Source organism: Citrobacter sp. HN-141 (assembly GCF_033341895.1).
Lineage (GTDB): Bacteria > Pseudomonadota > Gammaproteobacteria > Enterobacterales > Enterobacteriaceae > Citrobacter.
The window spans coordinates 218,013-232,266 of record NZ_JAWPBF010000003.1 but is presented as its reverse complement, the minus strand read 5'-3'; the positions used below and the strand labels follow the sequence as shown (position 1 = coordinate 232,266).

Annotated in this window: 11 protein-coding genes; 2 read left to right on the top strand and 9 right to left on the bottom strand. The window is 53.7% G+C overall.

All coding sequences use genetic code 11. The annotated features are described in order from the left end of the window. Nucleotides 1-6: 6 nt before the first annotated feature. The 3 genes from glgX to asd all read right to left on the bottom strand — a co-directional run bounded on the left by glgX (nucleotide 7) and on the right by asd (nucleotide 5,543). Entirely contained in the window at nucleotides 7-1,983 is a 1,977-nt protein-coding gene (glgX, locus tag RYZ59_RS05705) for a glycogen debranching protein GlgX (protein ID WP_318045355.1), read from the bottom strand. Beyond that, nucleotides 1,983-4,166 carry a 1,4-alpha-glucan branching enzyme gene (gene glgB, locus RYZ59_RS05700; RefSeq protein ID WP_318045357.1) on the bottom strand — a complete coding sequence of 728 codons (2,184 nt, stop codon included), beginning with the start codon at nucleotides 4,164-4,166 and terminating at the stop codon, nucleotides 1,983-1,985. The genes glgX and glgB overlap by 1 nt, the downstream gene beginning before the upstream one ends. 270 nt (nucleotides 4,167-4,436) lie before the next feature. Beyond that, on the bottom strand, nucleotides 4,437-5,543 hold the full coding sequence (gene asd, locus RYZ59_RS05695; protein WP_137381955.1) for an aspartate-semialdehyde dehydrogenase: 1,107 nt from the start codon (nucleotides 5,541-5,543) through the stop codon (nucleotides 4,437-4,439). Nucleotides 5,544-5,734: 191 nt separating this feature from the next. Between asd and yhgN the strand changes: the two genes are divergently transcribed. Next, complete coding sequence (gene yhgN, locus RYZ59_RS05690) at nucleotides 5,735-6,328, top strand: NAAT family transporter YhgN (protein ID WP_006687438.1); 594 nt, start codon at nucleotides 5,735-5,737, stop codon at nucleotides 6,326-6,328. A gap of 58 nt (nucleotides 6,329-6,386) precedes the next feature. Here the strand turns inward: yhgN and gntU are convergent, their stop codons facing one another. From gntU to RYZ59_RS05665, 5 genes are all read right to left on the bottom strand, one after another. Further along, nucleotides 6,387-7,727 carry a gluconate transporter gene (gene gntU / locus RYZ59_RS05685; RefSeq protein WP_318045363.1) on the bottom strand — a complete coding sequence of 447 codons (1,341 nt, stop codon included), beginning with the start codon at nucleotides 7,725-7,727 and terminating at the stop codon, nucleotides 6,387-6,389. Beyond that, nucleotides 7,727-8,257 carry a gluconokinase gene (gene gntK, locus RYZ59_RS05680; protein WP_032940611.1) on the bottom strand — a complete coding sequence of 177 codons (531 nt, stop codon included), beginning with the start codon at nucleotides 8,255-8,257 and terminating at the stop codon, nucleotides 7,727-7,729. Before gntK ends, gntU begins: the two co-directional genes overlap by 1 nt. Before the next feature lie 141 nt (nucleotides 8,258-8,398). Beyond that, nucleotides 8,399-9,394: a gluconate operon transcriptional repressor GntR gene (gene gntR / locus RYZ59_RS05675; RefSeq protein WP_318045367.1), complete on the bottom strand. Its 996-nt coding sequence runs from the start codon at nucleotides 9,392-9,394 to the stop codon at nucleotides 8,399-8,401. Between the two features lie 165 nt (nucleotides 9,395-9,559). Next, entirely contained in the window at nucleotides 9,560-10,255 is a 696-nt protein-coding gene (yhhW, locus tag RYZ59_RS05670) for a quercetin 2,3-dioxygenase (RefSeq protein ID WP_318045369.1), read from the bottom strand. A gap of 123 nt (nucleotides 10,256-10,378) precedes the next feature. Beyond that, on the bottom strand, nucleotides 10,379-11,416 hold the full coding sequence (locus RYZ59_RS05665) for an oxidoreductase (protein WP_318045371.1): 1,038 nt from the start codon (nucleotides 11,414-11,416) through the stop codon (nucleotides 10,379-10,381). Between the two features lie 467 nt (nucleotides 11,417-11,883). Here RYZ59_RS05665 and yhhY point away from each other — a divergent pair, with 467 nt between their 5' ends. Next, the gene (gene yhhY, locus RYZ59_RS05660) at nucleotides 11,884-12,372 is read left to right on the top strand and encodes an N-acetyltransferase (protein ID WP_137381960.1); all 489 of its coding nucleotides are present in this window, start codon (nucleotides 11,884-11,886) and stop codon (nucleotides 12,370-12,372) included. A gap of 63 nt (nucleotides 12,373-12,435) precedes the next feature. Here the strand turns inward: yhhY and ggt are convergent, their stop codons facing one another. Further along, the gene (gene ggt, locus RYZ59_RS05655; RefSeq protein ID WP_318045374.1) at nucleotides 12,436-14,181 is read right to left on the bottom strand and encodes a gamma-glutamyltransferase; all 1,746 of its coding nucleotides are present in this window, start codon (nucleotides 14,179-14,181) and stop codon (nucleotides 12,436-12,438) included. Nucleotides 14,182-14,254 lie beyond the last annotated feature (73 nt).

Here is a 14,254-nt window from a genome sequence, read left to right as displayed (position 1 = left end):
CCTTTTTTATCTTCTCTGGAACACACACAGTCCGTGCGCAGGTCCCTGCCAGACAGCCGTAAGCACCGGATTGTCCTCTCCGGCAAATGGGGGAACGGCGTGCCATTCCCCTTCAGGTAAAACGATATCTGTCACCTCAAGCGTGGCGTTTATTGCAATCAGGAAACGGTCCGAAAGCAGGATTTGCATCTGTTTCGGGCCGTTTTGCCACTCATCCGCACTTAAGGGTTGTGCGTACTTATTCAGCCAGCGGACATTGCCGTCGCCTTCTTCCCACCAGCAATCTCCAGTGAGGGCCGGGATTTGCTGGCGGAGATGAATCAGGGCTGCGGTAAATGTCGTTAGCCCATTGTTTGCCTGCTGCCAGTCCAGCCAGGTTAACGCGTTATCCTGGCAGTAAGCGTTATTGTTACCGTGCTGGCTATGACCATGCTCATCGCCTGCCAGCAACATCGGCGTCCCCTGGGAGAGCAACAGCGTGGTTAACAGCGCGTGAATGCTGTCACGCCGCCGTTCAATCAGGTCCAGCGAGCCGCCTAATCCTTCTTTACCATGATTGTCGCTGTAGTTATTGCTAGTGCCGTCCCGATTTTCCTCACCATTCGCTTCATTGTGCTTATTTGTGAAGCACACACAGTCGCGCAGCGTAAAACCGTCATGCGCGGTCACCAGATTGACGGTAGCGCTGGGTTTGCGGCCATTGCGTTTAAACACATCGCTGGATGCGGCGAAACGTCCGGCAAACTCGCCCAAAGACAGATTACGCTGAAGCCAGAAGCGTCGACTTGCATCACGAAAATGGTCATTCCACTCGGCAAACGGCGGCGGGAAATTACCCACCTGATATCCGCCCTCACCAATATCCCACGGTTCCGCAATCAGTTTGACGCGAGAGAGCAGCGGACAGTTTTGGATCGCGGTAAACAGAGGGGCATCCTGACGAAACGCAGGCGTACGCCCCATGACGGCAGCTAAATCAAAACGAAAACCATCGACGTGGCAGGTTTCAACCCAGTAACGCAGGCATTCACAGGCATACTCCACGACACCAGGATGGCTCAGATTGAGGGTGTTCCCACAACCGGTCCAGTTGTAGTAATCACCATCGTCCCTGATCCAATAATAGCTACGGTTATCAATTCCGCGCAGCGAGAAGACCGGTCCCTCAAGATCCAGTTCGGCGCTGTGGTTCAACACGATATCGAGAATGACTTCAATACCCGCTTTATGCAGTGCTTTTACCGCATCACGAAACTCATCCAGCGCACTCTCTGGCGAGCAGGCATAGGCAGGATGCAATGCAAACATCGCCACCGGGTTGTACCCCCAGTAGTTCGACAATCCCAACCGCTGAAGGCGCGGTTCGTTGGCGAAATGTGCGACGGGCAACAGCTCCAGCGCGGTAATGCCCAGACGCTTGAAATAGTCGAGCATCACCGGATGACCGAGCGCTTTGTAGGTACCGCGCATCTCTTCGGGGATATCAGGATGCAGATACGTCAGCCCTTTGACATGCGCTTCGTAAATCACGGTATTGCCCCACGGCGTGCGTGGCGGGGTATCGTCTTCCCAGTCATACCGATCTGACACCACCACGCTTTTCAGGGCGATGGCGGCATTATCGTGATGATCCGGTTCATCGATCCCACCGTGCAGCAGAGGGTTATCTTTTAATTCACCTTCAACCCGACGCGCGCAAGGGTCGAGAAGCAGCTTCGCCGGATTGAAGCGGTGGCCCTGCCCGGGCTGCCACGGTCCATGCACGCGATAACCGTAGCGCAGACCTGGTCTGGCATCGGCCAAATAGCCGTGCCAGATATCCCCGCTACGCCCCGGCAGGTCATAGCGGTATTCGCAGCCTTGCTCATCGAATACGCATAACTCAACGCGTTCGGCATGGGCCGAGAAAAGGGTGAAATTGACGCCATGGCCGTCATACGTTGCACCATGGGGTGTGGCGTTGCCGGTTGCCAGTTGCGTCATTACCCCTCCCGAACCAGCCAAATCGTTGCCAGCGGCGGCAACGTGAGGCTCAGTGAGTGTTGACGCCCATGGCTGGCGATTTCATCACTGTGCACCGCACCACCGTTGCCGGTATTGCTGCCGTGGTAATGCATCGAGTCGGTATTGAGGATCTCACGCCATTTGCCCGGTTGATTGATGCCGAAACGGTAGCCATGGCGCGGCACAGGCGTGAAGTTACTGGCGACGATAATTTCATTACCGACCTTGTCTCGGCGGACAAAAATCAGCACCGACCGTTCGTTGTCATCCACCACCAGCCACTCAAAGCCATAGGCATCAAAATCAAGCTCATGCAACGCTTTATGATGACGATAGGTGTGGTTCAGGTCACGTACCAGTCGCTGTACACCGTGGTGCCAGTTGTCGCCCCCTTCCAGCAAATGCCAGTCAAGGCTGGCGTCGTGGTTCCACTCGCGTCCCTGAGCAAATTCGTTGCCCATAAACAGCAGTTTCTTACCGGGGAAGGCCCACATCCAGCCGTAATAGGCACGCAGGTTAGCAAATTTCTGCCATGCGTCTCCCGGCATGCGGTCGAGAATCGATTTCTTACCGTGCACGACTTCATCATGTGACAGTGGCAGAACAAAGTTTTCGGTGTAGTTGTACAGCATGCCGAAGGTCAGCTTATCGTGGTGATACTGACGATGAACCGGGTCCAGCTTCATGTAATCCAGCGTGTCGTGCATCCAGCCCAGGTTCCACTTGTACCAGAAACCTAAACCGCCCATATCCTGCGGTCTGGAGACACCGGCAAAATCGGTAGACTCTTCCGCCATGCTCACCGCACCTGGAACCTGTTCGCCAAGAATACGGTTGGTATTGCGCAAGAACTCAATGGCTTCAAGGTTTTCGCGACCACCAAATTCATTCGGGATCCATTCCCCTTCTTTACGGCTGTAGTCGCGATAAATCATGGATGCCACGGCATCCACGCGCAGCGCATCGATACCAAAGCGCTCAATCCAGTACAGGGCGTTGCCCACCAGATAGTTGCTGACTTCACGGCGGCCGTAGTTGTAGATCAGCGTATTCCAGTCCTGGTGATAGCCTTCACGCGGGTCGCTGTGTTCATACAAACTGGTGCCATCAAACTGAGCCAGACCAAAGTCGTCCGACGGGAAATGACCCGGAACCCAGTCGAGGATCACGTTCAGCCCCGCCTGATGGGCGGCATTGACAAAATAGCGGAAGTCATCGCGCGTGCCGAAGCGGCGGGTCGGCGCATACATGCCGGTCGGCTGGTAGCCCCAGCTGCCGTCAAACGGGTGCTCGTTAATCGGCAACAGCTCGAGATGGGTAAAGCCCATCCACTTCACGTAAGGGATCAGCTGATCCGCCAGCTCACGATAGCTCAGCCAGAAGTTGTTATCGGTATGACGACGCCATGACCCCAGATGCACTTCATAGATAGAGATCGGCGCATCAAACTGGTTAGCTCTTTTGCGCTCCTCAGTTTGCACCACTTTTTCCGGCAAACCGCAGATAAGCGACGCCGTTTCCGGGCGCATTTGCGCTTCAAAGGCATACGGGTCGGCTTTGACACGTAAATGACCGTTGGCATCGATCATCTCGTATTTGTACAGCTGTCCCTGCTGTGCGCCGGGGATAAACAACTCCCAGATACCGCTCTCTTTTCGCAGGCGCATGGGGTGGCGGCGACCATCCCAGTAGTTAAACTGTCCCACTACCGAGACGCGTCGTGCATTGGGTGCCCAGACGGAAAAACGCGTACCGGTCACTCCGTCCATGGTATCCGCATGTGCGCCCAGCGTTTCGTACGGGCGCAGATGCGTCCCTTCGGACAACAGCCAGGCATCCATATCCTGGATTAGCGGGCCAAAACGATAAGGGTCATCAATCAGATTCTGCTGTCCATGCCAGACAACGGCCAACTGATAGCGAAAGAAATTTTTACGGCGGGGAAGTACAGCACAAAAAAAACCGCGAGAGTCGAGGCAATCCAGCTTGCCCACTTTGCGTCCGGTTTTTGGTTCGATCACCCACACTTCGGTGGCATCGGGTAATAGGGCGCGGACTTCAAGTCCGGCTTCAGTTTGGTGCATACCCAGTACGGAAAAAGGATCCGCAAAATGGCCTGCAATTAGCGCATTAATCACGTCTCTATCGATACGAACGGACATGGTTGTCTTCCTGTTTTATGGTGTCACCCCTTCCAACTGATTTTCGACATCAGGTGCGACACTTCTTTGACCTGAACGGCGCAGCACAATTGTGCATCCTCTCTGCGTCGTCCCACCTTCAGGCAACAACTTAATACCTCCGGTACTAAGTCACCCTTAAAGAATAGCCAATGCTTTATCTTACTCCCGGTAAAAAATGAAACATCTGCGCTTACTCCTGTATTACGCAAAAAAAAGGGTGATTCCTCACCCTTGATCGTTAACAAATTATTACGCCAGCTGACGCAGCATACGGCGCAGTGGCTCTGCGGCACCCCAGAGCAGTTGGTCGCCTACGGTAAAGGCTGACAGGAACTCCGGTCCCATATTCAGCTTACGCAGACGGCCTACTGGCGTGGTCAACGTACCGGTAACGGCCGCTGGGGTTAACTCACGCATAGTGATATCCCGATCGTTTGGTACAACTTTGGCCCACGGATTGTGCGCCGCCAGCAGTTCTTCCACGGTCGGAATAGACACATCTTTTTTCAGTTTAATGGTGAACGCCTGGCTGTGGCAGCGCAGCGCGCCGACGCGCACGCACAGACCATCAACCGGGATCACGGAAGACGTGTTGAGAATTTTGTTGGTTTCCGCCTGTCCCTTCCACTCTTCACGGCTCTGACCGTTATCGAGCTGTTTGTCGATCCACGGAATCAGGCTACCGGCCAGCGGTACGCCAAAGTTATCAACCGGCAGTTCACCGCTACGGGACAGGGTCGTGACTTTGCGTTCGATGTCGAGGATAGCAGAGGAAGGTGTCGCCAGTTCATCGGCCACATGGCTATACAGATGCCCCATCTGCGACAGCAGTTCACGCATATGACGTGCGCCGCCACCGGAGGCCGCCTGGTAAGTTGCCACGGATACCCAGTCAACCAAATCATTGGCAAACAGGCCGCCGAGCGACATCAGCATCAGGCTAACAGTGCAGTTACCGCCGACAAAAGTCTTAATGCCTTTGTTCAGACCGTCGGTAATGACATCCTGGTTAACCGGATCGAGAATGATGATGGCATCGTCTTTCATGCGCAATGAAGAAGCCGCGTCAATCCAGTAACCCTGCCAACCGCTTTCACGAAGCTTTGGATAGATTTCGTTGGTATAATCGCCGCCCTGACAGGTCACGATGATATCGAGCGCCTTCAGCGCGTCCAGATCAAAAGCGTCCTGAAGTGTGCCGGTCGCGGTTCCACCGAAGGTCGGTGCCGCCTGCCCGAGCTGGGAAGTAGAAAAGAAAACAGGGCGAATGGCGTCAAAGTCGCGCTCTTCAACCATGCGTTGCATGAGAACAGAGCCGACCATACCGCGCCAGCCGATAAAACCAACATTTTTCATAGCGTTTTTTTCCTGCAGAGATGTGTGCTGTGTATGCTAACCAGTATCCTACTGGCCTATCCTTCACCATACAAAAAGCAGCCAAAGTCGCAAGTGAAATTAATCAATGATAGCGAAGCCATCAGTAATGCGACTTATCCCGCTGCGCAAGCAAGCAGAAAGTCCGTGGTAATTATCAGGGAATTTGAGTTATGAATGAAATCATTTCAGCGGCAGTTTTATTGATCCTGATTATGGATCCGCTCGGAAATCTGCCCATTTTCATGTCCGTATTGAAACATACCGAACCAAAACGCCGTCGCGCGATTATGATTCGCGAGCTGTTCATTGCTCTGTTGGTGATGTTCATTTTCCTGTTTGCGGGCGAGAAAATTCTGGCATTTCTTAACCTGCGAGCTGAAACCGTCTCCATCTCCGGAGGCATCATTTTGTTCCTGATTGCCATCAAAATGATTTTCCCCAGCGCCACCGGCAACAGCACCGGACTGCCAGCAGGCGAAGAACCCTTTATCGTGCCGCTGGCGATTCCACTGGTTGCCGGTCCAACAATCCTGGCATCGTTAATGCTGCTCTCGCATCAGTACCCGAATCAGATGGGGCATCTGGTGATTGCGCTACTGATCGCCTGGGGCGGTACCTTTGTGATTTTGCTGCAGTCTTCGCTGTTTTTACGTCTGCTGGGTGAGAAAGGGGTTAACGCGCTGGAGCGCCTGATGGGGCTGATTCTGGTGATGATGGCCACCCAGATGTTCCTCGACGGCGTGCGGATGTGGATGAAGGGGTGACAGTATTTTCTTTGATTTTGTAGGCCCGGTAAGCGTAAGCGCCACCGGGCAACAAGACTCAGCTCAGCAGCTGGAAGGCAATCATACCGACAATCGCGCCGACCGTACCGAGGATGGTTTCCATCATCGTCCAGGTCTTCAGCGTTTGTGCTTCCGTTGCACCGGTAAATTTACCGAACAGCCAGAAACCGGCATCGTTCACGTGGCTAACCACAATAGAACCGCCCGCGATACAGATAGACAGTGCCGCCATCTGCGCACCGGAGAAGTTCAGTTGCTCAATCACTGGCATCACCAGACCCACAGCCGTTAAGCAGGCTACGGTCGCGGAACCCTGAATAATACGTACCGCCGCTGCCAGCACAAAGCAGGTAATGGCAATCGGTAAGCCCATACCGGTTAACGCTTCGCCCAGCGCCGGACCGACGCCGGAATCCACCAGCACCTGTTTGAACACGCCACCCGCACCAATCACCAGCAGAATAATCCCCGCCGGTTGCAGCGCATGGCCGCAGATTTCCATCACGCGGTCTTTTGGCATGCCCTGGCGCACCGCCAGACCGTAAATCGCCACCAGACAGGCAACCAGAATCGCGGTAAACGGATGACCGATAAACTCGAACCATTCGTAGGTTGAAGAACCGACCGGAACAAAGCGTGCGGCGATGGTTTTCAGACCAACCAGCACCAGCGGCAGCAGGATCAGCGACAGGCTGAAGCCAAAGGACGGCATTTTGCCTTCGCCCAGATGCGGCTCGGTAATGTCTTCCGGTACATGCAGCTCAACGTAACGGCTGATGAAATTACCCCACAGCGGCCCGGCGATAATCATGCCCGGGATCGCCGCACACAGGCCAATCAGGATCATCCAGCCAAAGTCGGCGTGCATCTGAGAAGCCAGCAGCATCGGCGCAGGCCCCGGCAGCAGAAACGCCGCCGCTGCCGCCACACCCGCAAACAGCGGAATGACCAGCTTCACCAGGTTGGTACCGGTGTGGCGCGCCATCGAGAATGCGACACTTATCAGCAGCACAATCGCCACTTCAAAGAACAACGGCAGCGCGCAAATCAGACCGGCCAGGCCGATCGCATAATGCGCACGGCTGTGACCGAAGGATTTCAGCATCTTGACGGCAATCTGATCGACTGCGCCGGTTTCATGCAAAATCTTGCCAAACATCGCGCCCAGCGCCACCACAATCGCCAGAAAGCCGAGCGTGCCTCCCATCCCTTTTTCCATCGTTGCCGCGATTTTATCGAGCGGCATACCGGAAAAGAGACCTGCACCAATGGATACCACCATCAAAGCAACGAAGGCGTGCATACGCGCCTTCATTACTAAAAACAGCAGTAATAAAACGGACCCTACTGCTGTTAAAACAAGCGTTAATGTAGTCACTACTTACTGCCCTGGTTAATAACCTCAATGGTGCTAGCTACCACACCGTCCAGCGGCTGATCGATATCCACCACCAGAACATCGTTTTCATTCGCACCCGGTTCTTCCAGCGCTTCAAACTGAGTTACCAGCATCTGCGTTTTGAAGAAGTGACCTTTACGCGCCTTCAGACGACTTTCGATAACGTCAAAATCCCCTTTCAGGTAGATGAAAGAGAGATTCGGGTTACCGTCACGCAGCTGATCACGATAGTCTTTTTTCAAGGCTGAGCAGACGATCAGCGAAACCTTGTTGGTGCGCTGCATCGCGAAGGCGGCGTCATTCAGCGCCTGTAACCACGGTTTACGGTCGTCATCGTTTAACGGCTCACCGGAAGCCATTTTCATGATGTTGCTGCGCGGATGGAGAAAATCGCCATCAAGAAACGCGGCCTGCAGTTGATGCGCCACTTCGCTGGCGACAGCAGATTTACCGCTGCCCGATACGCCCATCAGAACGTAAACGTGGTGATCATGATTAGTCGTGCTCAAAGCGTTGCTCCCACTGGTACAAGAATCAGGAAATTGTTACGGGTAACTGTTATCGGTAACATTGTCCAGCCGGATAAATGGAGAAGCAATATCCATTCGTGCCCGAAGTGTATAAGTGTGAGCTACTTCAAAATTGTTGGGTTAAATAGATCCGCCCGGTGACAAGGTGAAACCTAAATCTAACATTTTAGGTGTAACTACCTCACCACGGATGCGCGCCAGCAGACGTTCTGCACCAATGCTGCCCATCCGTTCACGCGGCGTCAGTACGCTCGCCAGACGCGGTTCCATCACCTGGCCGATATCGTGACCGTGGAATCCGGCAATCGCCATATCATCGGGTATTCTTAATCCCAAACGCTGACATTCAAACGCTGCGCCTACCGCTAAGTCATCGTTGGTACAGAAGACGCCATCAAGCTGCGGGTATTCACGCCGCGCCTGACGGATAAGCTCGATACCGGAGGAGTAGGAAGAAGACTGCTCCACCATCACACTATACGGCACCAGGCCGGCGTCGCGCATGGCTTGCTCGTAGCCCTTCTGTTTGATGATAGTACGTTCATCAAGACGCGCACCCAGATAGGCAATATGGCGATGGCCACGCGCGATAATGGCGGCGGTCATCTGCCGGGCGGCCTCGAAGTTGTCAAAGCCGACGGCAATATCCAGACACGGTGACTGGCTGTCCATCAGTTCAACCACCGGGATACCCGCAACCTCAATCATTTTCAACGTCCGGGGCGTATGGCTACGTTCGGTGAGGATCAGACCGTCGATATTCCATGACAGCATCGATTCCAGGCGTTCCTGCTCCATCTCGGGCTTATAGCCGTAGTGCGCCAGCATGGTCTGATAACCGTGGCGGTCAGTCACGGCCTCAATGCCGCGTAGCACTTCAGCAAAAACCTGGTTAGTAAGAGACGGTAACAGCACGCCGATAGCGCGGCTGGTGGCGTTAGAAAGGATATCAGGAGCGCGATTGGGAATATAACCCAGCTCATCAAGTGCAGCGGAAATTTTGCCCCGCAGCGCCACGGAGACCTGCTCCGGGTTACGCAAAAAGCGACTGACCGTCATTTTGGTCACGCCCACGCGGTCGGCTACATCCTGAAGTACGGGTCTTTTCTTTTTCATCGTCCTGAAGCGTTAAAAAGGGATAGATATCCCCAGTTTACCACGGACGTGCGGAATAAATGACAAAGGATGAAGAGCCGGATGGCAACGCTGTCGCGTCTTATCCGGCCTACATCAACACGTAGGCCCGATAAGCTACGCGCCATCGGGCAAGATTACGCAGATTTAGACTGGCGGCAGGTCAAACAGTAACACTTCGCTGTCGCTGTCGGCATGAATAGAAATTGCCTGTTCATCCCAGATTGCCAGACCGTCGCTGGTGGTCGCTTTGGTCCCATTAATGGTGACGTTACCTTTTACCACCTGGATCCAGACGCGGCGTTCAGCGGCAATCTGATGCACCGACTGTTCATCTTTAAGCAGCGCCCAACGGTACAACTCCATATCCTGATACACTTTCAGCGAACCCTCTCGCGCATCCGGTGACAGCACCAGCTGTTTGCCCTGAACAGCATCGAAACGACGTTGCTCATAACGCGGCGTAATACCGTTTTCCTGCGGCATGATCCAGATCTGATACAGATGCAGTTTCTCAGTATTGCTCGGGTTGTACTCCGAGTGACGGATCCCCGTCCCGGCGCTCATAATCTGGAATTCACCTGCTGGAACCTGCTCCTTATTGCCCATGCTGTCCTGATGCTCCACCGCACCTTCCAGCACGTAGGTCAGGATTTCCATGTCTTTATGGGGGTGAGTACCAAATCCCTGGCCTGCGTCGATCACGTCATCGTTAATCACGCGCAGTGCCGAGAACCCCATAAAGTTCGGGTCATAGTAGTTGGCAAAAGAGAAGGTATGCCAGGAATCGAGCCAGTCATGATTAGCATGACCACGGTCGTTAGCTTTGCGTAAATAGATCATTGTGTTCACCCCCAGATGTTTTCGATGGAGTAAGTGTGGACTCAATCCGCCTGGGATCATAGAGGGTGAAAATTGACTCCTCTGTTCAAAAAATATGAACAAACCCAGAGGAGTCTGTACAGGCTATTTGGCGAGGGTAATCGTGGCAGGCGTTGCCTGTTCAAAGGCGCGTTCGAGGATCTCCAGGTTGGTAAGAACTTCAGATTCCTTGACGTAATTAGGCGTACCCACTGTCAGCGTCTGATACAGCGCATCATAGACGCGGCCATAGTCGCCGACTTCCGGTTTCACCTCTTCTTTCACTGAGACGCCTTCATCATTGATGTACTCCAGCAGCCCAATGGAATCGTCAGCGGCAAAACCGGGTTCTCCCGGCATGATATTCGCCTTCAGGCTGGTTTCCTGCTGGTCGATGCCGTATTTCACAAACGAACCTTTGGTGCCATGCACGATAAACTTCGGATAGTCGATTTTCACCAGATGACTGGTTTTAACAATGGCTTTCAGGTCGCCGTAAAACAGCTGCGCTTCAAAGGTATCGTCCGGGTTCGCTTTGTTACGCAGGCTGCGGATGTCGTAGGCCACATGATCGGGGCGTCCGAACAACGAGATAATCTGATCCATGGTGTGTACGCCCAGACCATAAAACGCGCCGTCCTGCGGCAGTCCCGGCTTGGTTTCTGCTTCAGGACGGTAGTAATCGAAATGGCTTTCAACCTCCACAATCTTGCCGAGCTTGCCGCTCTCAATGGCTTTTTTCGCGGTGAGGAAGCAGGAGTCAAAACGGCGATTCTGATACGGCGTAACGGTCAGCCCTTTGCTTTGCGCCAGTTCAAACAGCTCTTTTGCTTGCGCAAGCGTCGGGGTGAAGGGTTTCTCAACCAGCACATTCTTACCCGCTTCCAGCACGCGTTTAGCGTATTCGAAATGGCTGTCAGCATGCGTACAGACGATCACCAGTTTCACCTGCGGATCGTTTAAGATCTCGTCGAGGTCGCTGGTAAAGTGGATATGTGAATACTGCGGCGCCTGCTCTTCCGGTTTCGCGTTGCGGCGAAAAATATGTGCGACATGCCAGCTGTCTTTGCGGTTCAGGACATAAGGTAAATGGTAGCGAGTGGTACTTTTGCCAAAACCAATAAATGCGCAATGTAAGGCCATGAGACAATCCTTCTGAAGGTGAATGTCTACACCATAGCGCAAAGCGGCTGGAGACTGAATGTTGGATTCTTTGCCGGATGGCGGCGGAGCCTTATCCGGCCTACAAAAACAGTAGCCTCAAGCTCGGGCGTAAGTGGCGTAGGCAGATTATTCACGGCCTGCGCGCAGCAACCGGAGCGTACACAGAGTACGTGAGGATTGCGAGCACAGCCCGGGATTAAGCTGACAAGTAAGCTAGCCCGAAACCCAGTCAAAAAAAAAGCCAGCAAAAGCTGGCTAAAGTAATACTGGAAGCAATGTGAGCAATGTCGTGCTTTCAGGTTCTCCGTAGGGGTTCCCCTGAACGCAGAGAAATAATAATCATTCTCATTCGCACTTGTCTACTTATTTTTGCAAAAAAATGCAGTTGACGGAATTTTCTTTCTCAGCGAGTGTAAATACACAATTACCCCTGCAGGAGATAAGGAATGAGTGAGATAGTGATACGCCACGCTGAACCAAAAGATTACGACGCTATTCGTCAGATCCATGCGCAGCCGGAGGTGTACCACAACACGCTACAGGTTCCTCATCCTTCCATGGAGATGTGGCAAGTGCGACTCGCCGAGCAGCCCGGCGTCAAACAACTGGTTGCCTGCATTGATGATATCGTCGTGGGACATCTTTCCATTGCCGTCGCCCAACGCCCGCGCCGCAGCCACGTCGCTGATTTTGGTATTTGTGTTGATGCTCGTTGGCAGAACCGCGGCGTTGCCAGCGCCCTGATTCGCACAATGATCGACATGTGTGACAACTGGCTGCGCGTCGATCGTATTGAGCTAACGGTATTTGTTGATAATGAGCCTGCTGTAGCAGTCTATAAGAAGTACGGCTTTGAAATCGAAGGCACCGGTAAGAAATACGGCCTGCGCAACGGTGAGTATGTTGATGCCTACTTTATGGCGCGCGTGAAGTAACGGGTAAGAAACCGCCAGGAAGTACTCGCCGGGCCTGCATTAACGGCAGACCCGGCAATACCATCAATATCCCGCCGTTAAATCATCCACGGAACGCGGGTCGGACGCGCCATACAGTGCGCCATCCGGTCCAACCATAATGCTCTGCGTGCTGCCCATTGCTTCTTTCAGCACCACTTTCTGTCCTTTCTGCTCCAGCAGCTTGATGGTGTCAGGGCTAAACCCTTTTTCAACGCGCAGTTCATCCGGCAACCATTGATGATGGAAGCGCGGCGCGTTGGTCGCTTCGGCAACGTTCATCCCAAAATCAATGCTGTTGACCACCATTTGCAGCACGGTAGTGATAATTCGGCTTCCGCCTGGGCTGCCGGTCACCAGCCAGGTTTTCCCGTCTTTTACCACGATAGTCGGCGACATCGACGACAGCGGACGCTTCTTCGGCCCGACGGCGTTGGCATCGCCTCCCACCAGCCCGTAAACGTTCGGCACACCCGGTTTAGCAGAGAAATCATCCATCTCATTATTGAGCAGAATACCGGTGTTACCCGCCACAATACCGGTTCCGAAGGTGGTATTCAGGGTATAGGTCACCGCCACGGCATTGCCGTCTTTATCCACCACCGAGAAGTGCGTAGTCTGGTTACTTTCATAGGGAGCAAGTTTGCCAGGCTTGATTTGGCTGGAAGGCTTCGCTTTGTTGATATCAATCTGATCGGCAAGCGTTTTAGCATAGGCTTTGTTGGTCAGCGCCTGCCACGGCACTTTCACAAAATCCGGGTCGCCCAGATATTCGGAACGGTCGGCGTAAGCATATTTCTCCGCTTCAGCCATAACCTGCATGGCATCGGCGCTGCCAAACCCGTACTTCTTCATATCGAAGTTTTCGAGAATATTGAGGATCTGCACGATGTGAATACCGCCAGAGGACGGCGGCGGCATCGAGAAGACCTGATAACCACGGTAGTCACCGCTGATTGGCGCACGCTCTACGGCTTTGTAGTCAGCTAAGTCCGCTTTGGTGATAAGCCCGCCATTCTTCTTCATCTCCTCGGCTATCTGATCGGCAATCGCCCCTTTATAAAACGCATCAGGGCCATTCTCGGCAATCATTTCCAGGCTTTTCGCCAGATTCTTTTGCACCAGCTTGTCGCCCTTTTTCAGCGGCTCGCCGTCCTTCCAGAAAATGGCTTTGCTGTTCTCGTGATTAGGGAGCACTTCGCTGCCATAGGTTTTCAGATCGTCGGCCAGCGCGTCGTTAACCACAAAGCCCTCTTCCGCCAGCTTCATTGCCGGACGTACCACTTTATTCAACGGCAGCGTACCGTATTTCTCCAGCGCCAGCGAGAAACCCGCCACGGTACCCGGCGTACCGGAAGCCAGATGCGAAGTCAGTGACTTTTTCGCATCGGCGTTACCCTGTTCATCAAGGAACATATCGCGAGTCGCGCCAGCAGGCGCCATTTCACGGAAATCAATTGCTGTCGTCTTCCCGTCTTTGGTGCGCAGCATCATAAAGCCGCCACCACCCAGGTTACCCGCCTGTGGATGCGTCACCGCCAGCGCATAACCAACGGCGACGGCAGCATCGACGGCATTACCGCCCTGTCTGAGAATATCAACCCCAACCTGCGTGGCCAGCGCATCCACGGACGCCACCATCCCCTGCTGCGCACGCACAGGATGAAACACATCTTCTTCAACACCGTAGGATACCGGTGGCGGCGCAGCCGGTGCAGCCGCAACGCTAAAACAACTTCCTGAGAGCAGAGCAGCAATGGCTACCCGGCGTAAAAACGTCGGTTTTATCATCGTTATTCTCCAGATTTATGGGGTCGGCCCCCACTAAGCCTGGTGCATAACTCTGAAATAATCATCGTAACAG